The sequence below is a fragment of the Streptomyces sp. NPDC051173 genome (assembly GCF_040689515.1).
Lineage (GTDB): Bacteria > Actinomycetota > Actinomycetes > Streptomycetales > Streptomycetaceae > Streptomyces.
Map to the genome: position 1 here is coordinate 55454 of NZ_JBFBBD010000030.1, position 22699 is coordinate 78152.

Here is a 22699-nt window from a genome sequence, read left to right on the forward strand (position 1 = left end):
CAATTGTTGCCGGAGAATCCAAAGGGATTCGCCCAATATCGGCTCCGAACACCATAATTAACCCGGAAAGCTCAATAAGTCATATGGAATGCATTCGGGGTTGGCGGGGGTGGTGGGGCTTTCCCTGGAATGGCGATGAGGGGGCTTGGCGAGTAAGGGAGTTCGCTTCGTGAATACTCAACTCCCTTTCCGGAAAGGCGTCTTCCGCCGCCGGGCCGGGTGTGTCCGCGCGGGCCCCGGCGGGCTCGCGGACGTCCGTTGTGCCGCCGTGCCGGTCGTGACCCACGGTGAGTGGCTCGTTACTCGCGTCAGGGGCGGGTGCACCCGGATCGTGTGATGTTCCGCGCTCGGGTTTGTCCTGACAGGCTCCGCCTACGTACAGTTCTTCGAAGCTTCAATAGATCAGAAGAACTGGGAAACGACAGCGCCGATGACGGTCACAGAAGAAAGCCGCGACGGTGCGGTCCACCAGTCGGGCATCGACCCGGAGCGTATGGCGGTCTGCCTGAGCGTGCTCGAGGAGCTCGACGAGCTGCCGGTCGACCACCCGCAGGCGATCGAGATCCGCCGCGCCACCGCCGGGATCTACCGCACGGTCAAGCAGCGCCGCCGCCAGGAGCGCCGGGCCGCCAAGACCGCCAACGACAAGGCCGTCACCGAGGCCACTGCCACCGGCTCCGCCGAGCGCATCGACGACGAGACGCAGGGCGTCCTGCCCAGCTCCAGCACGCTCGGCGAGATCGCGGGCATCCTGCAGCGCCCACGCTCCTGCTACATCTGCAAGGCCCGCTACGTCGAGGTCGACGCCTTCTACCACCAGCTGTGCCGCGAGTGCGCCGCCGAGAACCGCGGGCGCCGCGACGCCCGCACGGACCTCACCGGCAAGCGCGCGCTGCTCACCGGCGGCCGGGCGAAGATCGGCATGTACATCGCCCTGCGGCTGCTGCGCGACGGCGCCCACACGACCATCACCACGCGCTTCCCCAACGACGCGATCCGCCGCTTCAAGGCCATGCCCGACAGCGACGAGTGGATCCACCGGCTGAAGATCGTGGGCATCGACCTGCGCGACCCGGCGCAGGTCGTCGCGCTCGCCGACTCGGTCGCGGCCGAGGGCCCGCTGGACATCCTGATCAACAACGCGGCCCAGACGGTGCGCCGCTCCCCGCAGGCGTACAGCGAGCTGGTCGCCGCCGAGTCCGCCCCGCTGCCCGCGGGCGAGCTGCCGCCCGCCGAGGTGATCGGCACCTTCGGCAGCGGCACCGTGGACCGGGTCGCCGCGCTGCCGGCCCCCCGCGACGGCGAGGGCCTGACCGCCCAGGACGTCACGGAGCTCGCGCTGGTCTCCGGCTCGGCGTCGCTCGCCCGGATCGAGGCGGGCACCGCCATCGACGCCGGCGGACTCGTCCCGGACCTGCACGACACCAACAGCTGGATCCAGACCGTCTCCGAGGTCGACCCGGTCGAGCTGCTCGAAGTGCAGCTGTGCAACTCGACCGCGCCGTTCATCCTCATCAGCCGGCTGCGGCCGGCCATGGCCGCCTCCGCGGCCCGCCGGAAGTACGTGGTGAACGTCTCCGCCATGGAAGGCGTGTTCAGCCGCGGCTACAAGGGCGCGGGCCACCCGCACACCAACATGGCCAAGGCCGCGCTCAACATGCTCACGCGCACCAGCGCCCAGGAGATGTACGAGAGCGACGGCATCCTCATGACGGCCGTCGACACGGGCTGGATCACCGACGAGCGCCCGCACCCCGACAAGGTCCGGCTCGCCGAGGAGGGCTTCCACGCACCGCTGGACCTCGTCGACGGCGCGGCGCGGGTCTACGACCCGATCGTCCGCGGCGAAGAGGGCGAGGACCTCTACGGCTGCTTCCTGAAGGACTACGGGAAGTCGAACTGGTAACCAGAACTTGGTACCACGACGCCGGGCGGGCCGGATCTTCCGGCCCGCCCGGCGTTTCTCGTGGTCACCGCGGCTACGCGACGCGCGCCACCGCCCGGGGGTGCAGGGCCGCGTACTCCAGCGGAGCCGAAGGGTCGATCGACACGTCCAGCGGCGCAGGCTCCGCGCCCGCGCGGACCAGCAGGTCGCCGACCGCCGCGACCATCGCGCCGTTGTCCGTGCACAGCCGCAGGGGCGGCACCCGCAGCTCGATGCCGGCGGCGGCGCACCGCTGCTCCGCCAGGGAGCGCACGCGTGAGTTCGCCGCCACACCGCCGACCACCACCAGCGTGCCCACGCCGTGCTCGACGCACGCGGCGACCGCCTTGCGGGTCAGGACGTCCGCCACCGCCTCCTGGAGGGAGGCCGCGCCGTCCGCGACGGGCAGCGGCAGGCCCGTCTGCCGGTGCTGCTCCGCCCAGCGCGCTGCGGCCGTCTTCAGGCCGGAGAACGAGAAGGCGTAAGGGTCGTCCCGGGGCCCGGTGAGCGGGCGGGGGAACGCCACCGCGCGCGGATCTCCCTCGCGCGCCGCCCGGTCGACGGCGGGCCCGCCGGGATACGGCAGGCCGAAGACCCGGGCGACCTTGTCGAAGCACTCGCCCGCCGCGTCGTCGAGCGTGTCACCGAGGTGGACGATCGGGTCCCGCGCAAGATCCCGCACGAGCAGCAGGGACGTATGGCCGCCGGAGACGATCAGCACCACACAGGGATCGGGCAGCGGGCCGTGCTCCAGGGTGTCCACGGCCACGTGTCCGGCGAGGTGGTGCACCCCGTACAGCGGCACGCCCAGCGCGTACGCGAAGCCCTTCGCGGCAGCGACGCCGACCTGGAGCGCACCGGACAGCCCGGGGCCCGTGGTCACCGCCACCGCGCCGATGTCGCCCATCGACAGCCCGGCGTCGGCGAGCGCGGCCCGCACCACGGGCGCCGCCGCGTGCACGTGCGCGCGGGCGGCGATCTCCGGCACGACGCCGCCGAAGCGCGCGTGCTCGTCCATGCTGGAGGCCACCGCGTGCCCCAGCAGCTCCCCGTCCCGGACCAGACCGGCGCCGGTCTCGTCGCAGGACGACTCGATCCCCAGCACCACCGGTGAACGCACCACGTCACGCCTCCTGCCAGTCATTAGTAAATGCACATCCTATGCAACAAGGTCCCGGCTGTTCCGCCGTCTCCCCAGGTCAGTAGAGTTCCGGTGCCCCCTGACCACCGCAGATACCGAGGTGCGCCCCCGTGAGCCACGCCCCCGTCACCGTCGTAGGCATCGGCGCCGACGGCTGGCCCGGCCTCGCCCCGGTCTCCCAGGAGGCGCTGCGCCACGCCGACGTGCTGATCGGCGGCCCCCGGCAGCTGGACCTGCTGCCCGCCGAGTGCGCGGGGGAGCGCGTCGCCTGGCCCTCGCCGCTGCGCCCGGCGGTGCCGGGGCTCCTCGCCGGGCACGCCGGGCGCCGGGTCTGCGTGCTCGCCAGCGGCGACCCGATGTTCTTCGGCATCGGCCGCACGCTCGTGGACGTCCTCGGCGACGCCGCCGGGCTGCGGATCCTGCCGCACCCCTCCTCCGTCTCCTACGCCTGTGCCCGGCTCGGCTGGCCGCTGGACGGCGCCGAGGTGCTCAGCCTCGTCGGCCGCCCCCTCGCCGCGCTCACCGCCGCCCTGCACCACGGGCGCCGGCTGCTCCTCCTCAGCTCCGGCGCGGACACCCCCGCCGAGGCCGCCGCACTGCTGGCCGCCCGGGGCTTCGGGCCAAGCCGGATGACCGTGCTCGAACAGCTCGGCGGCGAGCGCGAGCGCCGCGTCGAGGGCACGGCGGACGACTGGCGGCAGCCCCCCGGCGATGCGCTCAACGTGATCGCCGTCGAGTGCCTGCGCGCTCCCGGCGCGCCCCGCCTGCCGCTCACCCCGGGCCTGCCGGACGAATCCTTCGAGCACGACGGACAGTTGACGAAGCGTCATGTGCGCGCCGTGACACTGGCCGCACTCGCCCCCGCCCCCGGTGAGCTGCTGTGGGACGTCGGCGGCGGGTCCGGCTCCATCGGCATCGAGTGGATGCGCGCCCACCGCTCCTGCCGGGCCGTCACCGTCGAGCGCGACGCCGTACGGGCCGGGCGCATAGCCCGCAACGCCGAGGCCCTGGGCGTGCCCGCGCTGCGCGTCGTCACCGGCGCGGCCCCCGCGGCCCTCGCCGGACTGCCCGTGCCCGACGCGGTGTTCATCGGCGGCGGGCTCACCGCGCCCGGCCTGCTCGCCGCCTGCTGGGACGCGCTCCCCGAGGGCGGGCGCATCGTCGCCAACACGGTCACCCTGGAGTCCGAGGCCCTGCTCGGCGAGTGGTACCGGCGCCACGGCGGCGAGCTGACCCGCCTCGCCGTCTCCCGCGCCGTTCCCGTCGGCGGCTTCACGGGCTGGCGGCAGGCCATGCCGGTGACGCAGTGGGCGGCGGTCAAGCGGGCGGACGCGGTGGCGGGGATCTGAGACGCCCGCGGCCGGACCCCCCGCCTGAGCGTTCTGCCGGAAGTGCGGTCCGGTGGGGGCTCGTCGCGCATTTCCCCGCGCCCCTTACGGGCGCGGTACCGCACCGGAACTTCCACAAGACCGCTTAGGAGACCTCCAGCCATGACCGTGTACTTCATCGGCGCCGGCCCCGGTGCCGCCGACCTGATCACGGTGCGCGGCGCGCGGACGCTCGCCCGCTGCGGCGTCTGCCTCTACGCGGGCAGCCTCGTCCCGCGCGAACTCCTCGCCGAGTGCCCGCCGGACGCCCGCCTCGTCGACACGGCGCGGCTGAACCTGGACCAGATCACGGACGAGTTCGTGCGGGCGCACGAGGCCGGGCACGACGTCGCCCGGCTGCACTCCGGCGACCCCGCCGTCTTCAGCGCCGTCGCCGAGCAGATGCGCCGCCTGGACGCGGCGGGCATCGCGTACGAGATCGTGCCCGGCGTGCCCTCCTTCGCCGCGGCGGCCGCCGCCCTCGGCCGGGAGCTGACCGTGCCCACCGTGGGCCAGACCGTGATCCTCACGCGCGTCGCCCAGCAGGCCACCCCCATGCCCGCGGGCGAGGACCTGGCCACGCTCGGCCGCAGCGGCGCCCTGCTCGTCCTGCACCTCGCGGCCCGCTACGCCGACCGCGTCGTCGCCGAACTCCTCCCGCACTACGGCCCCGACTGCCCCGCGGCCGTCGTCGCCATGGCCAGCCGCCCCGACGAACTCGTCCTGCGCGGCACGCTGGCCGACATCGCCGGACAGGTGGAGGAGGCGGGTGTGGTGCGGACGGCGGTCATCATCGTCGGGCGGGCGCTCGCGGCGGAGCAGTTCCCGGACAGTCACCTCTACTCCACGACCCGCGCCCGCTGAGGCGTGGCTACCCCCGCGTAGCCTCTCCGCGCGTCCCGGGTGGGCGTGCCAGGTCTAACCTGGATATATCACCCGGGAGGTGACCCCGCTATGGCATTTATGCAGATAGTGGACTGCAAGACCCGTAGTTATGACGACATGAGCCGGCTCATGGACCAGTGGGTCGAGGCGACCGAGGGCAAGCGCACGGCCACCCACGCCGTCGTCGGCCGGGACCGCTCCGACGGCGATCACTATGTGGAGATCATAGAGTTCCCCTCGTACGAGGACGCGATGAAGAACTCCGATCTCCCGGAGACCAACCGCATCTTCGAGGAGATGGTCGCCCTCTGCGAGGGGGAGCCCGCCTTCACGGACCTCGAAGTCGTCCGTGACGAGCAGCTCAACAAGGCAACCGCCCGCCGCTTCTTCGACGACATCGCCGTCGGGGGCGACCTCGGTCTCGTCGACGAGCTGTTCGCCGCCGACTACCACCACCACGACATCGGCAAGGAGACGGACACCGGGATCGGCTCCGACGTCATGAAGGAAGACGTCGTCAGCTGGCGCCAGGCGTTCGACTTCCACTTCGCGCTCCACGGCCAGCTCGCGGAGGGCGACCAGGTGGCCACGTCGTGGACGTGGCGGGGCACGCACACCGGCGAGTTCATGGGCCTCGCGCCGACCGGCCGGGACGTCGAGATGACGGGCGTCACCGTCTTCGCCTTCCGTGACGGCCGGATCCAGGAAGGGTGGTGGACGTACGACCTGCTGCGGCTCGCCCGGCAGTTGGGCCTGGTGCGGCTGTAGTCACCGCGTACGGACCGGTCCCGTCAACGGGCCCCGGGGCCACGGGGTTCCGCGCGCCCGACGATCGTGCCCGCGCGGTCGATGCAGATGACGTCCACGGCGACCGGCGCGCCCCGCAGCACCGCGAGCGCCTCGTCGCGCGCCGTCGCCGCGACCAGGTCGCCCAGCGGCACGCCACGCGCCGCGCACTGCTGGAGCGCGTCGAGGCCCGTGTTCGCGGCGGCGACCGCCGCCACGAGACCGGCGTCCGCGCCGCCCCGTCGGGCCAGCTCCGCCAGGAACCCCTTGTCCACCTGCGAACGCGCCGAGTGCAGGTCCAGATGCCCCGCCGCGAGCTTGGACAGCTTGGCGAAACCGCCCGCCACCGTCAGCCGGTCCACCGGGTGCCTCCGGATGTACTTCAGCACCGCGCCCGCGAAGTCGCCCATGTCCAGCAGGGCGTCCTCCGGCAGCCCGTGCACGGTGACCGCGACCTTCTCCGACGTGGAACCCGTACACCCTGCCACGTGCGTGCGGCCCGCCGCCCGGGCCACGTCCACACCGCGCCGGATGCTGTCGATCCAGGCGGAGCAGGAATACGGCACGACGATGCCCGTGGTGCCCAGGATCGACAGCCCGCCCAGGATGCCGAGGCGGGGGTTCCAGGTGGAGCGGGCGATCTCCTCGCCGTGGTCCACCGAGATCTCGATCTCGACGTCACCCGTGCCGCCGTGCCGGGCGGCGACCTCGGCGACGTGGTCGCGCATCAGCTGCCGGGGCACGGGGTTCACGGCGGGTTCGCCGACGGGCAGGGGCAGCCCGGGGCGGGTCACGGTCCCCACTCCCGGCCCGGCGCGGAAGACCACCCCGGAACCGGGCGGCAGCACCCGCACCGTCGAGCGGATCAGCGCGCCGTGCGTCACGTCCGGGTCGTCCCCGGCGTCCTTGACGACCGCGGCCATCGCCCGGCCCCCGCCCAGTTCCTCGGCGGCCAGCGCGAAGGCGGGCGTCTGCCCCTTGGGCAGCGTGATCGTCACCGGGTCGGGGAAGTCGCCGGTGAGCAGCGCGGTGTAGGCGGCGGTCGTCGCGGCCGTCGCGCAGGCCCCCGTCGTCCAGCCGTGCCGCAGCCCGGTGTGCGCGAGCTGCGCCGTACGCCCGCCCGCGGGCGGCGCGGCCTCGGTCTCAGTCACGGTGGCCTCCGGCCGTAGAGTGGGCCCCGGACCACGAACGCCCGGCCGCAGCACGGGCACAGCGAACGGAAGGGCCCGCGGTGAGCGCCGAGCGCCATGTCCTGATCCTGGGCGGCACGACCGAGGCGCGCCGCCTCGCGGCCGAGCTGGCCGCGGACCCGGCCCTGCGCGTCACCAGCTCTCTCGCAGGCCGCGTCGCGGAGCCGCGGCTGCCCGCGGGGGAGGTGCGTATCGGAGGGTTCGGGGGGCCCGGCGGCCTGGCCCGCTGGCTGCGCGAGCAGCAGGTGGACGCGCTCATCGACGCCACCCATCCTTTCGCCGGCACGATCAGTTTCAACGCGGCGGAGGCGGCCGCGGATGCCCGTGTCCCCCTGCTCGCCCTGCGCCGCCCGGGGTGGGCCGCGGGCCCGGGGGACCGCTGGACTTCCGTCGCGTCGCTGGACGAGGCGGCGCGGGCACTGCCCGCGCTGGGTGACAGGGTGTTCCTGACCACGGGCCGGATGGGGCTGGCCGCCTTCGCGCACCTCGAGGATATGTGGTTCCTCATGCGCTCCGTGGACGCCCCCGAGCCGCCGGTGCCACCGCGGATGGAAGTGCTGCTGGAGCGGGGGCCGTTCACGCTCGACGGCGAGCGCTCGCTGCTGCGGCGGCACCGGATCGATGTGCTGGTGACGAAGGACTCGGGCGGGTCGGCGACGTCGGCGAAGCTTGTCGCCGCGCGCGAGGCGGGGGTGCCGGTGGTGGTGGTGCGGCGGCCTGATGTGCCTCGGGGTGTGCCGGTCGTGGCTGACCCGGCGGCCGCGGCGGCTTGGCTGCGGGGCTCTTCCCCTACCCGCCCCTTCCCGTAACCGGGGGAGACCCCCGGCCCCCCCGGCGCGCCGTGCGAGCGCGCGTCCCCGAGCCCCTTGGACTCCGTCCGGGGACGCGCCCCGTGAGGGGCGCGGGGAACTGCGCGGTCGGCCACGTGCGACCCGCGGTCGCGGACCGAGCGCACGGGGCACCCCGGTGGGCGCGGCCCCGTCGGCCGCATCACGGTGGGCGCGGCCCCGTCGGCCGCACCCCGGTGGGCGGAGCCCGCAGAGGTCTCCGAGGGCTCCGCCCCCTCGTTACCGTTCCGGGTACCGCCGCGGTGTCCAGACGACCTCCTCGCCGCCGCCCTCGCCGCGCCGCACCGCGCGGGTCTGGGTCGAGCCGACGAGGAGGATCGTGCGCATGTCGACCTCCGCCGGGTCGAGGTCGCCCAGGCGCACGATGCGTACGCTCTCCTCCGGTCCGCCCACGTCGCGGCCCAGCACCACGGGAGTGTCCGGCGTGCGGTGTTCCAGCAGCAGTTCGCGCGCCTTGCCCACCTGCCACAGCCGGCTGCGGGAGCCGGGGTTGTAGAGGGCCAGGACCAGGTCCGCGGCCGCCGCCGAGCGCAGCCGTTCCGCGATGACCTCCCACGGCTTGAGCCGGTCGGAGAGCGAGATCACCGCGTAGTCGTGGCCGAGCGGCGCGCCGGCCCGGGAGGCCGCGGCGTGGGCGGCGGTCATGCCGGGCAGCACCCGCACCGGCACCTCGCGGTACGGGTCCTCCGAGGCGACCTCCAGCACGGCCGTCGCCATCGCGAAGACGCCCGGGTCACCGGAGGAGACGACCGCGACCCTGCGGCCCTGCCGGGCGAGGTCGAGGGCGAACTCGGCGCGCTCGGACTCCACCTTGTTGTCGGAGGGGTGGCGGCGCTGGCCGGGCCGCGCGGGCACCCGGTCGACGTAGGTGCTGTAGCCCACCAGGTCGTCCGCCGCCGCCAGTTCGCCGCGGGCCTCCGGCGTCAGCCACAGCGGGCCCGCCGGGCCGAGCCCGACCACCACGACCTCGCCCTGCCCGCAGGGGGCCGGAGCCGCGTCGACGCGGCTCGGCAGCACCGCCACCGAGAAGTACGGCACCGACTCCGGGTCCACCTCCGCCAGCGGTTCCGTGCGCTGCCCGGCCATCGTGGCGCGCTCCACGTAGCGGGCGTCCGCCAGCCGCCCCGCGCGCTCCAGCGCGCCCCGCACCGCCGGGAACGTGCGGCCGAGCTTCATCACCACGGCCGAGTCGGTCGATGCCAGACGGGCCGTCAGTTCCTCCTCGGGCAGCGTGCCCGGCAGGATCGTCAGCACCTCCTCGCCCTCCACCAGCGGGCTGCCGAGCGCGGCGGCGGCCGCGCTGACCGACGTGACGCCGGGCACCACCTCGGTGGGATAGCGGTCGGAGAGCCGCTTGTGCATGTGCATGTACGAGCTGTAGAAGAGCGGGTCGCCCTCGGCGAGCACCGCGACGCTGCGCCCGGCGTCCAGGTGGGCCGAGAGCCGGGCCGCGGCCTCCTCGTAGAACTCCTCCATCGCGCCGCGGTAGCCGCCGGGGTGGTCGGTGGTCTCCACGGTGACGGGGTAGATCAGCCGTTCCTCGATGTGGTCGGCGCGCAGGTGGCGTTCGGCGATGGAGCGCGCGATGGAACGGCCGTGCCGGGCGCTGTGATAGGCGACGACGTCGGCCGAGGCGATGACCTCGACGGCACGCACGGTCATCAGGGACGGGTCGCCGGGGCCGAGGCCGACCCCGTAGAGCCGGCCCGTGGTCTGCTGCTCGCTCACTCTTCCTCGCTCGCTATCGCGTTGATCGCGGCGGCGGCCATCGCGCTGCCGCCCCGCCTGCCCCGCACCACCAGATACTCCAGCCCCAACGGGCTGTCGGCCAGCGCGTCCTTGGACTCGGCGGCGCCTATGAAGCCCACCGGGATGCCGATGACGGCCGCCGGGCGCGGGGCGCCGTCGCGCACCATCTCCAGCAGCCGGAACAGCGCCGTCGGCGCGTTGCCGACCGCGACCACGGCCCCGTCGAGCCTGTCCCGCCACAGCTCCAGCGCGGCCGCGCTGCGCGTGGTGCCCATCTCGCGGGCCAGCTCCGGCACGGCCGGGTCGGCGAGGGTGCAGAGCACCTCGTTGTCCGCGGGCAGCCGCTTGCGGGTGACGCCGCTCGCGACCATGTTCGCGTCGCACAGGATCGGCGCTCCGGCGCGCAGTGCCTCGCGCGCGCGGGCCACGACCCGCGGGCTGTAGGCGATGTCCCGTACGAGATCGACCATCCCGCAGGCGTGGATCATGCGCACCGCGACCTGACTGACGTCCGGCGGCAGCGCGCCGAGGTCGGCCTCGGCGCGGATGGTGGCAAAGGACTGGCGGTAGATGGACGCGCCGTCCTTCTCGTAGTCGAACACTTCGCCTCGCTTGCTGGTTTCGCTCTGTGGGTCTGTGGTGTGCGGCACGGCCGGCCGGGTCACGTCGTCTCGCGCGCCGCCGTCACCGCCGCCGCCGATTCCGCCGCCGTCACCGTGCGCGCCGCGCCGTCCGCGGTGCCGCCCCGTACGGCGACTTCATACCCGTCGCCGGTCGCCAGGACGTCCACCCAGGCCCCCGAGGGGTGACCGCACCTTCGTTCGCACCCGGACCAGTACACCGGCAGGCCGCCGGTGTACTGGTCCGCGAGGCAGGACGCCGCGTCCGCCCGTACGTCCGCGCGGGACTTCGCGCAGCCGGGGCGGCCGGCGCACGCGCCCGCGCGGTGCCAGGGGGAGGCGGCGGAGGTGACGAGACCGGCGTCGGCGAGGGCGGCCAGCCGGTCGGCGGCCGTATCCGCCGGCAGGCCCGGCACGACGATGCCGCGCCAGGGTGTCACACGCAGCTCACCGGCACCGTCCTCGGCGGCGGTGCGGACGACCAGCCGCCACTGAGCGGCGGTCAGCCGGCCCAGCGGCGCCGCCACGGAGAGCGCGGTGTGCCCGTACGGGCCGGTGACCAGGCCCGGTTCCACCGGAGCGCCGGGTGGCGGCGCGAGCGTGGCGGGTGCGGAGACGATCCCGGCGGTGGCGAGCCGGTGCGCCAACGCGCCGACGCGCGGCCGGTGTTCCTCCGGCAGGTCCTTGACGCGCCAGGCGGTGGCGCCGCTCCCGCGCGCCGCGTCCAGGAACACCTCCGCCGCGAGCACGGCCGCCCGCGGCCCGTGCGCGGCGGCCATCCGCAGGCCGGAGGCGGAAGTTCCGTAGCCGAGCAGGGCCTGGCCGCCCTCGGTTGCGATCAATGTCACATCGGGGCCGAGCGCCGTGATGTCGCCCCGGCCGTCGTCCAGACCGAAGAGGAAGCGTCCCGAAAGGCCCGTCACGTCCGGGTTCGCGCACAGCAGGCGGTCCAGTTCCCGTGCCCAGGAACGGACATCGCCGTGCCCGGCGCCGTCCAGGCCGCACAGCGGTGACGCCACGGTGTTGCGCACCCGCTCGTGCCGCTCGGACGGCAGCATTCCGGCCGCGCGCAGCCGCTCGCCGAGCTCGCCCCCGCAGCCGTCGGCGAGGCCGCGCAGCTGTACGTTGCCGCGCGAGGTGATGTCGAGGTGCCCGTCGCCCAGCTCCTCGGACAGCCCTGCCAGCGCCTCGGCCTGACGGTGCGTCAGAAGCCCGGCGGGCAGCCGGACGCGGGCCAGCGCGCCGTCGTCCGCGGCGTGCAGCCGCAGCGCGCCGGGACAGGCGTCACCGCCTGTGCGGACGGACCCCTTCGGGGGTACGGCGGCGCCGCCGGAGTTATCCCGGTCCGAGGCGGATGTGGGGGTGACGGACATGGCGGCGAGCATACCGACGACCGCGCTCCGCGCACCGGCCCCTACGGCGCCCGCCAGCGCTTACTATGCTCACGGAAGGGTCGGCCCAGGTGGTCCGGCCCGGACCGAACGCCAGCGACGGCGTCAGGGGAGGAAGCCGGTGGGACTCCGGCACGGTCCCGCCACTGTGAGCCCGGCAGCCATGCCGGGCGAGTCAGGAACTCCCGCCGTCCTCCAACCGCCCGGGGCGCGGACCCCGAGGAAGGCTGCCGCCGCATGCGCACATTCCGGTTCAGCACGCCCCGGGCGACCCACGATGCCCTGGGGAGCGCCGCGTGATCCTTCTCCTGTCGACGTCCGACACCGACCTGCTCAGCGCCCGCGCGGCTGCCGCTTCGGGAGGCCCGGTCCCGTACCGGCTCGCCAACCCCGCCCGGCTCGCGCTCGACGACCTCCCCGGCCTCCTGGAGGGCACCGACCTCGTGGTCGTCCGCCTCCTCGGCGGGGTCCGCGCCTGGCAGGAGGGCCTCGACACGCTCCTCGCCGGGGACCGCCCCGTCGTCGTGCTCACCGGCGAACAGGCGCCCGACGCCCAGCTGATGGAGCACTCCACCGTGCCCATCGGCATCGCCGCCGAGGCCCACGCCTACCTCGCCCACGGCGGGCCCGCCAACCTCGGGCAGCTCGCCCGCTTCCTCTCCGACACCGTGCTGCTCACCGGCCACGGCTTCGAGGCGCCCGTGCCCGCCCCCACCTGGGGCCCGCTGGAGCGCACCCCGCGCGTGGACGCCGGCGGCCCCCGCATCGCGGTGCTCTACTACCGCGCCCACCACATGAGCGGCAACACCGGCTTCGTGGAGACCCTCTGCGGTGCCGTCGAGGACGCGGGCGGCGTCCCGGTGCCGCTCTACGTCGCTTCCCTGCGCGCCCCGGAGGCCGAGCTCGTCGACGCCCTGCGCACCGTCGACGCCGTCGTCACCACCGTGCTCGCGGCCGGCGGCACCAAGCCCGCCGCCGCCTCCGCGGGCGGCGACGACGAGTCCTGGGACGCGGGCGCGCTGGCCGCGCTCGACGTACCCGTACTCCAGGCCCTGTGCCTGACCGGGCCGCGCAGTGCCTGGGAGGAGAACGACGAGGGGCTCTCGCCGCTCGACGCCGCCACCCAGGTCGCCGTCCCCGAGTTCGACGGCCGCCTGATCACCGTCCCCTTCTCCTTCAAGGAGGTGGACGAGGACGGCCTGCCGATGTACGTCGCCGACCCCGAGCGTGCCGCGCGCGTCGCGGGCATCGCCGTGCGCCACGCCAGGCTGCGCCACATCCCGGCGGCCGAGAAGCGCCTCGCCCTCGTGCTCTCCGCCTACCCCACCAAGCACTCCCGCATCGGCAACGCCGTCGGCCTCGACACCCCCGCCAGCGCCGTCGCCCTGCTGCGCCGACTGCGCGAGGAAGGCTACGACTTCGGCACCGAGCCCGTCCCCGGCCTCCAGTCCGGTGACGGCGACGAGCTGATCTACGCCCTCATCGAGGCCGGCGGCCACGACCAGGAGTGGCTCACCGAGGAACAGCTCGCCCGCAACCCCGTGCGCATCCCCGCCGCCGACTACAAGCGCTGGTACGCCCTGCTGCCGCAGGAGCTGCGCGAGTCCGTCGAGGAGCACTGGGGCCCGCCGCCCGGCGAGATGTTCCTCGACCGCAGCCGCAACCCCGAGGGGGACATCGTGCTGGCGGCCCTGCGCCGCGGCAACCTGCTGATCCTCATTCAGCCGCCCCGTGGCTTCGGCGAGAACCCCATCGCCATCTACCACGACCCCGACCTGCCGCCCTCGCACCACTACCTCGCGGCCTACCGCTGGATCGCGGCCACCCGCGAGGACGGCGGCTTCGGCGCCGACGCCATGGTCCACCTCGGCAAGCACGGCAATCTGGAGTGGCTGCCCGGCAAGAACGCGGGCCTGTCCGCGGCTTGCGGCCCCGACGCCGCCCTCGGCGACCTGCCCCTGGTCTACCCCTTCCTCGTCAACGACCCCGGCGAGGGCACCCAGGCCAAGCGCCGCGCCCACGCCACCCTCGTCGACCACCTCGTGCCGCCGATGGCCCGCGCCGAGTCCTACGGCGACATCGCGCGCCTGGAACAGCTCCTCGACGAATACGCCTCGATCTCCGCGATGGACCCGGCCAAGCTGCCCGCCATCCGCGCCCAGATCTGGACCCTGATCCAGGCCGCCAAGCTCGACCACGACCTCGGCCTGGAGGACCGCCCCGACGACGACGGCTTCGACGACTTCCTGCTGCACGTCGACGGCTGGCTGTGCGAGGTCAAGGACGCCCAGATCCGCGACGGCCTGCACGTGCTGGGCGGCGCGCCCACCGGCCCCGAGCGCGTCAACCTCGTCCTGTCGATCCTCCGCGCCCGGCAGATCTGGGGCGGCACCGCCGCCCTGCCCGGCCTGCGCGAGGCCCTCGGCCTGGACGAGTCCGCCGCCACCCGCACCACCGCCGACGAGGCGGAGGAGAAGGCGCGCGCCCTCGTCCAGGCGATGGAGGACGCCGGCTGGGACCCGGCCGCCGTCTCCCGCGTCGCCGAGGGGCAGCCCCAAGGGGTCGCGGACATCCTGGACTTCGCCGCCCGCGAGGTCGTGCCGCGCCTGGCCGCCACCACCGACGAGATCGACCACGCCGTGCACGCGCTCGCCGGCGGATCCGTGCCCGCCGGGCCGTCCGGCTCGCCGCTCCGCGGCCTGGTCAACGTCCTGCCGACGGGCCGCAACTTCTACTCCGTCGACCCCAAGGCCGTGCCCAGCCGCCTGGCCTGGGAGACCGGCCAGGCCCTCGCCGACTCGCTCCTGGAGCGCTACCGCACCGACCACGGCGACTGGCCGACGTCGGTGGGCCTGTCCCTGTGGGGCACCAGCGCCATGCGCACCGCCGGCGACGACGTCGCGGAAGCCCTCGCCCTGCTGGGCATCCGCCCGCTGTGGGACGACGCCTCCCGCCGCGTCAACGGCCTGGAGCCGATCCCCCTGGCGGAGCTCGGCCGCCCCCGTATCGACGTCACCCTGCGCATCAGCGGCTTCTTCCGCGACGCCTTCCCGCACGTCATCGGCCTGCTGGACGACGCCGTACGGCTGGCCGCCGCGCTGGAGGAGCCGGCGGAGCAGAACTTCGTACGGGCCCACACGCAGGCCGACCTCGCCGCCCACGGCGACGAACGCCGCGCCACCACCCGCATCTTCGGCTCCCGCCCCGGCACGTACGGCGCCGGGCTGCTCCAGCTCATCGACAGCCGTGACTGGCGCACCGACGCCGACCTCGCGGAGGTCTACACCGTCTGGGGCGGCTACGCCTACGGCCGCGAGCTCGAAGGCCGCCCGGCCCGCGAGGAGATGGAGACCGCCTACAAGCGGATCGCGGTCGCGGCCAAGAACACCGACACCCGCGAACACGACATCGCCGACTCCGACGACTACTTCCAGTACCACGGCGGCATGGTCGCGACCGTGAAGGCGCTCAAGGGCAAGGCCCCGGAGGCGTACATCGGCGACTCCACCCGCCCGGAGACGGTCCGCACCCGCACTCTGGTGGAGGAGACGTCCCGCGTCTTCCGCGCCCGCGTGGTCAACCCCCGCTGGATCGAGGCGATGCGCCGCCACGGCTACAAGGGCGCCTTCGAACTCGCCGCCACGGTGGACTACTTGTTCGGCTACGACGCCACCACCGGTGTGGTGCCCGACTGGATGTACGACAAGCTCACCCAGACGTACGTCCTCGACCCGGAGAACCGCGCCTTCCTCCAGGAGGCCAACCCCTGGGCCCTGCACGGCATCGCCGAACGCCTCCTGGAGGCGGAGAGCCGGGGTATGTGGGCCAAGCCGGACGCCGCGACGCTGGACGCGCTGAAGCGGGCCTTCCTGGAGACGGAGGGCGAGCTGGAGGGCGAGGAGCAGTAGCCCGTCCGCGGGCCCCCGGGCGCCGGCCGGGCGGGATGTGCCGTACGTACCGCAAGGTGGCGGCGCGTCAAGCCCGTCCGGCGCCCGGGGACATGCGGCGGAACCGGGTCCGGAGGTCCGGGGGCGGAGCCCACGGTTCCACCCGCGAGCCCGCTCCCGCACTCCGTTTTGGGGCGGCAGCCCGTCCCTCACTAGGATCTTCGGATGATCATCACAAGACGGCTCGCGGCGAGCGCATGCGCTCTGCTCGCCGCGCTCGCCGCAGGAACCGCCCCGGCGAGCGCCGCCGACGGACCTTCGAAGGACTCCCCGAAGGTCGAGCTCGTACTGGATGTCAGTGGCTCGATGCGGGCCCGGGACGTGGACGGCCAGTCGCGCATGGCGGCCGCTCAGCAGGCGTTCAACGAAGTGATCGACGCCGTCCCCGCGGGCGTGCGGCTCGGCATCCGCACGCTCGGCGCCACCTACCCCGGTGACGACAAGGAGATCGGCTGCCGCGACAGCAAGCAGCTCTACCCCGTCGGACCGGTCGACCACACGGAGGCCAAGGCGGCCGTCGCCACCCTGCGGCCCACCGGCTGGACGCCGATCGGCTACGCGCTGCGCGGCGCCGACCAGGACCTCGGTACCGACGGCGGCACCCGCCGGGTCGTCCTCATCACCGACGGCGAGGACTCCTGCGGCCAGCCCGACCCGTGCGACGTGGCCCGCGAACTCGCGGCCAAGGGTACGCACTTGACGGTCGACACGCTCGGCCTCGCCCACGACGACAAGACGCGTGAGCAGCTCACCTGCATCGCCGAGGCCACCGGCGGCACCTTCACCTCGGTCCAGCACACCGATGAGCTGTCGGGCAAGATCAAGCAGATCGTCCGCCGCGCCGACACTCCCGTCGTGACCCCGAAGCCCGTGCAGGGCGCGGCCGAGTGCGCCAAGGCGCCCGAGCTCGGCGCCGGGATCTGGACCGACCGGGAGACCTTCGCCGAGCACCGCTGGTACCGCGTGCAGGTGAAGCCCGGTCAGGAGCTGCGCACCTCGGTGAGCGTGGGCGCGGACCGCGCCGTCGACCGCGACTACGGCGTGCTCGTGCGCGCCGTCGGGGAGAACGGCCAGGAACTCGTCCGCGGCTCCGACGCGGGCAGCGGGCGTACGGATGTGATGTCGTCCGGGCTGCGCTACCCGATCGCGAAGGACAAGAAGGACAAGGAGGCCCGGACGGTCTGTCTGGAGGTCTCCAACTCCTTCTCCGCGCCACCGTCCGTCAAGCGTGACCCGGGCCTGCCCGTCGAGCTGGCCGTCGATCTGGTGAAGGCCCCCGACAACCCCTCCGACCTGGCCGCCTTCGGCCTGGGCCGGGGCTGGGTGCTGCTGGCCGTGCTGGCCGTGACCGGACTGCTCGCCGGGCTGGTGTGGGGCTGGGTGTCCCGCTGGCGCGTCGCTGTGTGGAGGGCGAACTGATGCGTGGAACCCGTGTGATGGCCGCCGCGCTGCTGGCCGGCGCGGCCTTGTCCGCCTCGGCCGCCGGAGCTGTCGCCGACAGCCCGGGCCCGAGCGCCTCCGCGAAGGACGGGGACGCCCCGACGGAGGCCGGCACCACCTTCCGTACCGCCACGCCCGTCGAGCAGGGGCAGAAGGCCACGGCGACCGCCTCGACCGGTGACTACCTCTACTGGCAGTTCCCCGCGGGCGCCGGGCAGCGGGCCAGCGTGAAGACCACCGTGCAGCTGCCGGAGGCGTCCCGGCGGCACGGCGCGGCCACGTGGCAGCTCGACGTCTTCGACGGCCTGCGCCGCCGTCAGGCGTGTGCCTCGGGCGAGCCCACGCAGCGGGCGGCGGGTGACGCCGCCTCGGTCACCCTGACCTGCACGCTGCGCACCGTCCGCCCGTGGTCCGAGCGCTGGGCGAACGACCCGCTCCCCGGCGCGTACTACGCCCGCCTCACCGTCTCGGACGGCCCCGACCAGGACCTCGGCCTGCCCGTGAAGGCGGAGGTCCAGGCCGACGTGAAGGACATGGGCGGTTCCAGTGCCGAGGGCGGCGAACTCGGTGCCCCGCTGCACGCGGTGGCCCTGAAGGAGCCGGAGAGCGGCTGGAACGGCAGCTGGTGGTCCGACCGCTGGGCGTGGACCGTGGGCGGCGCCGTGCTCGGCGCCCTCGCGGCCATCGGCGGCTACACCCTGACCCGCCACCCGCACCGCCGCCACCGCCCGCCCGTCGGGCAGTAGCAGGCGCTCCGTACGACGGCGTCCGTGGCCGGGAGGGCCACGGACGCCGTCGGCGTCTCACCGGCCCGCGGGCGGGTCACCCTCGACCGCGTGCAGGTACAGGTCCAGCAGATCGTCGTCGAAGTACGAGCTGTACGAGATGTCGGGGGTGTCCCCGCCCGTGTGATAGCCGCCGATGACACCGATCAGCAGATAGCCCGTCAGATCCGGGACCAGGAAGGGCCCGCCCGACGTACCGCCCACATAGCCCGCGCAGGCGATCTCCAGGAAGTCGCCCGGGGCCTTGGGGTCGGTGCTGGTGTACCGGTGCGTGGACGAGGAACAGTCGATCGGCTTGGGGTACTTCGCGTCGCTGCTGCCCGGATAGCCGATCAGCCGCACGTCGTGGTGGGTGTAGCCGGTGCCGATCGCGAAGTCGAAGCCGCCCACGCCGCTCTGCACCTCGGTGCCGTCCGAGCGCGGGCCGAGCCGCACCACCGTGTAGTCCCAGCGCGCCCCGCCGTCCGTGCCCCGGTCGTAGTAGCGCTGGTCGATGTAGATGCTCTCGACGGGGAAGACACCGTGCGGCTTGAGGCCGTCGTGGTACTGCGGCACGAACGACAGGTGCCGCTTGGGGTCGGGGGAGCGCAGGCAGTGGGCCGCGCTGATCACCAGGTCGCGATCGGGGCTGCGGACGACCGTGCCGCCGCAGAAGCGGCCGGTGTTCTTGCCGTCGGTCCAGAAGAACGTCCCCACCTGCGGCAGCCCGTCGAAGGGGTGGCTGGGCGGCACGCCGCCCCCCTCGGCCCGCTCCTCCTCCACCGCCGGGGGCGGCGGCGCCTGCTTGCCGGTCACCACCGGCAGCGCGGACGCCATCCGCCGGGGCGTCCAGTAGGCGTCGGCCGCCGCGGCGCCGGGCGGCGGCCCCGCGGCGGCCGCGAGGGTGCCGGGCACCACGGCGGCCGGCAGGCCGAGGAGCAGGGCGGCGGCGCCCCGAAGGGCGAGATGTCTCAGAAATCTGTTCATGAACGGATTCCTCTCGTTCGGCTCGCCGTTGTCCCGCATGAGGGGCCAGGGGTTCCGGGCCATGTGCGGGACGAGCGTGTCATCGTCCTACGGACAGCCGGAGGGAACGAGGGCCCGGCGCGCCGGGATTCACCGGGACGACCGGAATATGACCGGAACCAGCCACGTGTGTTCGGGCGTCGGCGCCGCGTCCGGAGACGGGCCGGGCACGGGGAGCGGAACGCGCGAGGGAATCGGGGTGAAGACTCGATATCAACTCGTGGTTAAGTCGTTCGCGCAAGGAGAACACCGGGCGGACTAGTGTCAGGCGTTGTCCCGTGACAGGATGCTCCTCGTAGCCACCTCGGGCTTAACTGGCCGTGAGGTGACATGGGGACAGCTCGTGAGGACGGAGCAGATGGCAGTCGGGGGCGACAGGTCGGCAGGTGAGATGGGCAGCCCGCTCGCGGAGCGGCTCAATTACCTGTTCGCGAACATGCATCCGCCGGGGGCGCCGTACACCAATGGTCACGTGGCCGACGAGATCAGCCACGGGACCGAGGAATACGGCGGGGTGCGGCTCACCGAGCAGTATCTGTCGATGCTGCGCAACGGCAGGCGCGCCAACCCCAGTCCGGACGTGCTGCGCGCTCTCGCGAAATTCTTCGCGGTGCCCGTGGGTTATCTGATGGGCGACCTCTCGGCCTCCCAGGCCGAGCGGGTCGAGGAGGAGGTCCGCTTCCTCGTCGCCATGAGGGATCAGCGCGTCCGCGCGATAGCCCTGCGCTCCGTGGGGCTGCCGCCCGAGGTCCAGGACAGCCTCAACACGATCATTGCCCAGTTCCGGCAGCAGATGAACCTTCCGGCCGACCCGCCCGACGCGGGTGGTGAGGAGAGCTCGTGACCGTCACGGCGGATGACCAGCTCTTCACCTACTGGCGGCGTACCGAGGACGAGGACGGTGCAGGCATGCGAGTGGGGCGCATACGACGCCGCTGCAAGCAGCTCATCCATGAGCTCGCGCTGCCCGCGTCGACCGACCTCCACGGCCTGTGCCAGGTCGTCTCGCGCCGCGTGGGCCGGCCCATCCGCCTGATCCCGATGAGCCTGGACGGTGTCGTCTCGGGCATGACGGCCACCACCGACGACGCGTTCTGGGTCATCTACGAACAGAAGACCTCGCCCTGGCACCAGGTCCACATCGTGCTGCACGAGGTCGGCCACCTGCTGCTGGGCCACGACCAGGACCCGGCCGTCACCGAGGACGCCCTCAAGGTGTGGACGCCGTCGGTCGACGTGGCCACCGCCATGCGCCGGATGGGCCTGACCATGGGCCTCGCCCGGCACCACTGCTACGACAACCTCACCGAGCGCGAGACCGAGATCCTCGGCACCCTCCTCATGGAGAAGATCGTGCCTCCGCCGCCCGGCCAGGACACGCAGTTGGAGGGGGAGGCCGCCGAGCTCGCGGCCTCGCTCGGCCCGGCGCTCCAGCACGTGCGCCAACAGCTGCGGGAAGGGGGCGTCACCGGTGTTTGACGTCCTCTATCTGACCTTCAGCGCCGTCGCCTGGGTCATCGTCGGCTACAAGACCCGCGCCTGGTTCCGCGACCGGGGCAACGTGGACCTCGGGCTGACCGCCCTGATGACCTCGGGCCTGCCCGTCGTCTTCCTCTTCTCCGCGCCCAGCGTCTACCGCGCCTTCGACCGGCTGACCGGCGTGGCCAACCTGGCCATGGTCTTCCTCTACTCGGCCGTCGTGCTGTTCGCGTCCGGCGCCACGGTGCTGCTGCTGCGCTGGACCAGCCGGGGCGAGGAGGCGGCCCGGGCCCGGGCGGCGGCCCGCTCACGGTTCGCGGTCGTCGCCGTGTCCGTGGCGTGGGCGGCGGCCATCGTCTGCTTCGCCGTCGGCAGGCCCGACTCCGTGGAGCACCCCCGCGACTTCAGCACGGCCTACGCCGACGCGCCCGGAGTGGTCGCCTTCCTGGTGCTGTATCTGGCCATTTTCGGCGTCAGCCTCGCCGGGCTCGGCGCGCTCTGCCCGCGCTACGCCGCCCAACTGGGCCGCTCCTGGCTCTCCAAGGGCCTGCGCACGCTCGCCGCGGGCTGCTGGCTGGGCTTGCTGTACTGCCTGTGCAAGCTGGTCGGCTTCGTGCTGAGCTGGGGCGGCCACGAGGCGTACTGGCTGTCCAACGGCGTGGCCCCGATGAGCGCTTCGATCGCCGCGCTGCTCGTCCTCGTCGGCTTCTCGCTGCCCGCCGCGGGCCCGCGGGTGGCCGCCTGGCGGCGGCTGCGCCGACTCCAGCCGCTGTGGCAGGATGTCACCGCCCACGCCCCGGAGGTCACCCTCGCGGAGCGCCGCTGGACCGGCCGCTGGCCCCTCGCGGACCTGGAGTGGCGGGCCAACCGGCAGATGGCCGAGATCCGCGACATCCAGCGCGGCATCCGCCGCCATGTCGAGGCGGCCACCCTGGACATCGCCCGGGAGAAGGCGAGCGCCGCCGCCCTGGACGAGCGCGGCCTGGCCGCGGTGGTGGAGGCGGCGGCCCTCCGCCGGGGCCTGGCCAACCAGGCCACCGGCCATGTGCCGACGCCGTACGCGGACAGCATCGTGATCACCGTCAGCTCCGATCCGGCCGAGGAACACGAGCACTTGGCACGCGTCGCGGACGTCTACCACGACCCGCTGGTGAACTCCGTGCTCGGCGAACTACGGGAGATTTGCGCGGCGCGCCGACCGCGACCGTCGTCGCCGGACCCGCGCACGCCACCGGAAGCGGCTCCGGGAGCGGCTCCGGCGGCCAAGGGAAGTCCGGCGCGGCCGTCCTGCGCACCGGACTCGACGTCGCCCTGCTCGACAAGACCGTCCACGTCCCGCTCCACGCCTCCCTGAACGAGGTCCACGCACCGGCCGACGCGGACAAGACCGCCCTCACCGTCACGCTCGACGGCGTCGAGAAGGGCAAACCCGTCGACGTCCTGCGCGCCGACGCCGCCACCGCCCGCGCCACCGCCGACCGGAACAAGGCGGAGGGCTACGCCCGTCTCGTCCACGCCCGGGTGCACGTCCCCGGCCTGCCGCTCCTCCCGCTCATCGAGGTCCAGCAGGTCACCTCCACGGCCGTGTGCGAGGCGGGCGGGAAGCCCACCGCCACCTCGAACCTCCTGGGCAGCGTCTCGGTGCTCGGCAGAAAGGTCACGCTCACCCCGAACGGCCCCACGAAGGTCGCGGTGCCCGGCGTCGGCGACGTGCGGCTGGACCTGTCCAGGACGACCACGACCTCCCGCACGGCGGCGGCGAGCGCGCTGGCGCTCGACGTCTCGGTCAACCCGCTGAAGCTGAACGTGGCCGATGTGCGGGGTTCGGTGACGCTGGCGGAGACGACGTGCGAGACGCCGGCCGGCGCGGCGCCGACGAAGCGTACGCCGGCGGAGCCGGTGGCCGCGAAGGGGCTGGCCGAGACGGGTGGTGGCTCCGCCACGCCGTATGTGGTGGGGGCGGCGGCCGTGCTTGTGGCTGTGGGGGGTGGGGCGTTGGTGATGGCGCGGCGCCGCCGCAGCCGCTAGCGGTTGGTTTCTTCCCCGGCCCCGCCCCTTCCCGAAACCGGGGAGACCCCGGACCCCAGCGCCCTGCGGGCGCGTCCTCAAACTCCCCCAGCGGTAGCTGGGGGAGTTTGAGGA

General features: G+C 73.7%; 17 protein-coding genes, 1 pseudogene and 1 riboswitch. Of the genes and pseudogenes, 12 read left to right on the forward strand and 6 right to left on the reverse strand.

The features are described 5' to 3' along the window. Positions 1-430: 430 nt before the first annotated feature. Positions 431-1906 carry an SDR family NAD(P)-dependent oxidoreductase gene (locus AB0435_RS17990; protein WP_366004687.1) on the forward strand — a complete coding sequence of 492 codons (1476 nt, stop codon included), beginning with the start codon at positions 431-433 and terminating at the stop codon, positions 1904-1906. 73 nt (positions 1907-1979) lie between these two features. Here AB0435_RS17990 and tsaD read toward each other — a convergent pair whose 3' ends face one another. Continuing rightward, entirely contained in the window at positions 1980-3044 is a 1065-nt protein-coding gene (gene tsaD, locus AB0435_RS17995; protein ID WP_366004734.1) for a tRNA (adenosine(37)-N6)-threonylcarbamoyltransferase complex transferase subunit TsaD, read from the reverse strand. A 131-nt stretch (positions 3045-3175) separates the two neighbouring features. Between tsaD and cbiE the strand changes: the two genes are divergently transcribed. The 3 genes from cbiE (at position 3176) to AB0435_RS18010 (ending at position 6085) form a co-directional block, all read left to right on the forward strand. Then, positions 3176-4414, forward strand: coding sequence for a precorrin-6y C5,15-methyltransferase (decarboxylating) subunit CbiE (gene cbiE, locus AB0435_RS18000; RefSeq protein WP_366427399.1), 1239 nt, complete (start codon positions 3176-3178; stop codon positions 4412-4414). Between the two features lie 141 nt (positions 4415-4555). After that, positions 4556-5296: a precorrin-4 C(11)-methyltransferase gene (cobM, locus tag AB0435_RS18005; RefSeq protein WP_366004685.1), complete on the forward strand. Its 741-nt coding sequence runs from the start codon at positions 4556-4558 to the stop codon at positions 5294-5296. Positions 5297-5386: 90 nt separating this feature from the next. Then, complete coding sequence (locus tag AB0435_RS18010) at positions 5387-6085, forward strand: ester cyclase (RefSeq protein ID WP_366004684.1); 699 nt, start codon at positions 5387-5389, stop codon at positions 6083-6085. Positions 6086-6108: 23 nt separating this feature from the next. Here the strand turns inward: AB0435_RS18010 and AB0435_RS18015 are convergent, their stop codons facing one another. Then, positions 6109-7254 carry a cobalt-precorrin-5B (C(1))-methyltransferase gene (locus AB0435_RS18015; RefSeq protein ID WP_366004683.1) on the reverse strand — a complete coding sequence of 382 codons (1146 nt, stop codon included), beginning with the start codon at positions 7252-7254 and terminating at the stop codon, positions 6109-6111. 80 nt (positions 7255-7334) lie between these two features. Here AB0435_RS18015 and AB0435_RS18020 point away from each other — a divergent pair, with 80 nt between their 5' ends. Then, positions 7335-8102: a cobalt-precorrin-6A reductase gene (locus tag AB0435_RS18020; protein ID WP_366427400.1), complete on the forward strand. Its 768-nt coding sequence runs from the start codon at positions 7335-7337 to the stop codon at positions 8100-8102. A 258-nt stretch (positions 8103-8360) separates the two neighbouring features. Here the strand turns inward: AB0435_RS18020 and AB0435_RS18025 are convergent, their stop codons facing one another. Genes AB0435_RS18025 through cobG form a run of 3 tightly spaced genes read right to left on the reverse strand, consistent with a single transcriptional unit; the run spans position 8361 to position 11883 of the window. Continuing rightward, positions 8361-9869 (reverse strand): precorrin-2 C(20)-methyltransferase, encoded by a 1509-nt coding sequence (locus AB0435_RS18025; protein ID WP_366427401.1) that lies wholly within the window; start codon positions 9867-9869, stop codon positions 8361-8363. Beyond that, positions 9866-10492 (reverse strand): precorrin-8X methylmutase, encoded by a 627-nt coding sequence (locus AB0435_RS18030; RefSeq protein WP_366004680.1) that lies wholly within the window; start codon positions 10490-10492, stop codon positions 9866-9868. Before AB0435_RS18030 ends, AB0435_RS18025 begins: the two co-directional genes overlap by 4 nt. A 59-nt stretch (positions 10493-10551) precedes the next feature. Continuing rightward, positions 10552-11883 carry a precorrin-3B synthase gene (gene cobG / locus AB0435_RS18035; RefSeq protein ID WP_366427402.1) on the reverse strand — a complete coding sequence of 444 codons (1332 nt, stop codon included), beginning with the start codon at positions 11881-11883 and terminating at the stop codon, positions 10552-10554. Positions 11884-12012: 129 nt separating this feature from the next. Then, positions 12013-12086: riboswitch (cobalamin riboswitch) on the forward strand. A gap of 111 nt (positions 12087-12197) precedes the next feature. Between cobG and cobN the strand changes: the two genes are divergently transcribed. The 3 genes from cobN (at position 12198) to AB0435_RS18050 (ending at position 18034) form a co-directional block, all read left to right on the forward strand. Continuing rightward, positions 12198-15809 (forward strand): cobaltochelatase subunit CobN, encoded by a 3612-nt coding sequence (gene cobN, locus AB0435_RS18040; protein ID WP_366004678.1) that lies wholly within the window; start codon positions 12198-12200, stop codon positions 15807-15809. Positions 15810-16013: 204 nt separating this feature from the next. Continuing rightward, entirely contained in the window at positions 16014-17267 is a 1254-nt protein-coding gene (locus tag AB0435_RS18045) for a VWA domain-containing protein (RefSeq protein WP_366427403.1), read from the forward strand. Beyond that, positions 17267-18034, forward strand: coding sequence for a hypothetical protein (locus AB0435_RS18050; RefSeq protein WP_366427404.1), 768 nt, complete (start codon positions 17267-17269; stop codon positions 18032-18034). Before AB0435_RS18045 ends, AB0435_RS18050 begins: the two co-directional genes overlap by 1 nt. A gap of 57 nt (positions 18035-18091) precedes the next feature. On the opposite strand, the gene AB0435_RS18055 is transcribed toward AB0435_RS18050, so the two are convergent. Beyond that, entirely contained in the window at positions 18092-19039 is a 948-nt protein-coding gene (locus AB0435_RS18055; protein WP_366006755.1) for a trypsin-like peptidase domain-containing protein, read from the reverse strand. A 397-nt stretch (positions 19040-19436) separates the two neighbouring features. Here AB0435_RS18055 and AB0435_RS18060 point away from each other — a divergent pair, with 397 nt between their 5' ends. From AB0435_RS18060 to AB0435_RS18075, 4 genes and pseudogenes are all read left to right on the forward strand, one after another. Further along, positions 19437-19922 (forward strand): helix-turn-helix transcriptional regulator, encoded by a 486-nt coding sequence (locus AB0435_RS18060; RefSeq protein ID WP_366006756.1) that lies wholly within the window; start codon positions 19437-19439, stop codon positions 19920-19922. After that, positions 19919-20557: a hypothetical protein gene (locus AB0435_RS18065; protein WP_366006757.1), complete on the forward strand. Its 639-nt coding sequence runs from the start codon at positions 19919-19921 to the stop codon at positions 20555-20557. Before AB0435_RS18060 ends, AB0435_RS18065 begins: the two co-directional genes overlap by 4 nt. Continuing rightward, a pseudogene (locus AB0435_RS18070) lies at positions 20550-21755 on the forward strand (MAB_1171c family putative transporter); the annotation flags it as partial. The gene AB0435_RS18065 and the pseudogene AB0435_RS18070, both read left to right, overlap by 8 nt. Continuing rightward, a complete protein-coding gene (locus AB0435_RS18075) occupies positions 21740-22585 on the forward strand; it encodes an SCO1860 family LAETG-anchored protein (RefSeq protein WP_366427405.1) in 846 nt (281 codons plus the stop codon). The pseudogene AB0435_RS18070 and the gene AB0435_RS18075, both read left to right, overlap by 16 nt. Positions 22586-22699: the final 114 nt, after the last annotated feature.

What these genes read in the sequence shown, in the direction of transcription:
- AB0435_RS18050 (WP_366427404.1), top strand. Translation starts at nt 17,267, where the DNA reads ATGCGTGGAACCCGTGTGATGGCCGCCGCGCTGCTGGCCGGCGCGGCC.
- cobG (WP_366427402.1), bottom strand. Translation starts at nt 11,883, where the DNA reads ATGTCCGTCACCCCCACATCCGCCTCGGACCGGGATAACTCCGGCGGC.
- AB0435_RS18010 (WP_366004684.1), top strand. Translation starts at nt 5,387, where the DNA reads ATGGCATTTATGCAGATAGTGGACTGCAAGACCCGTAGTTATGACGAC.
- cobM (WP_366004685.1), top strand. Translation starts at nt 4,556, where the DNA reads ATGACCGTGTACTTCATCGGCGCCGGCCCCGGTGCCGCCGACCTGATC.
- AB0435_RS18060 (WP_366006756.1), top strand. Translation starts at nt 19,437, where the DNA reads ATGGCAGTCGGGGGCGACAGGTCGGCAGGTGAGATGGGCAGCCCGCTC.
- AB0435_RS18045 (WP_366427403.1), top strand. Translation starts at nt 16,014, where the DNA reads ATGATCATCACAAGACGGCTCGCGGCGAGCGCATGCGCTCTGCTCGCC.
- AB0435_RS17990 (WP_366004687.1), top strand. Translation starts at nt 431, where the DNA reads ATGACGGTCACAGAAGAAAGCCGCGACGGTGCGGTCCACCAGTCGGGC.
- AB0435_RS18055 (WP_366006755.1), bottom strand. Translation starts at nt 19,039, where the DNA reads ATGAACAGATTTCTGAGACATCTCGCCCTTCGGGGCGCCGCCGCCCTG.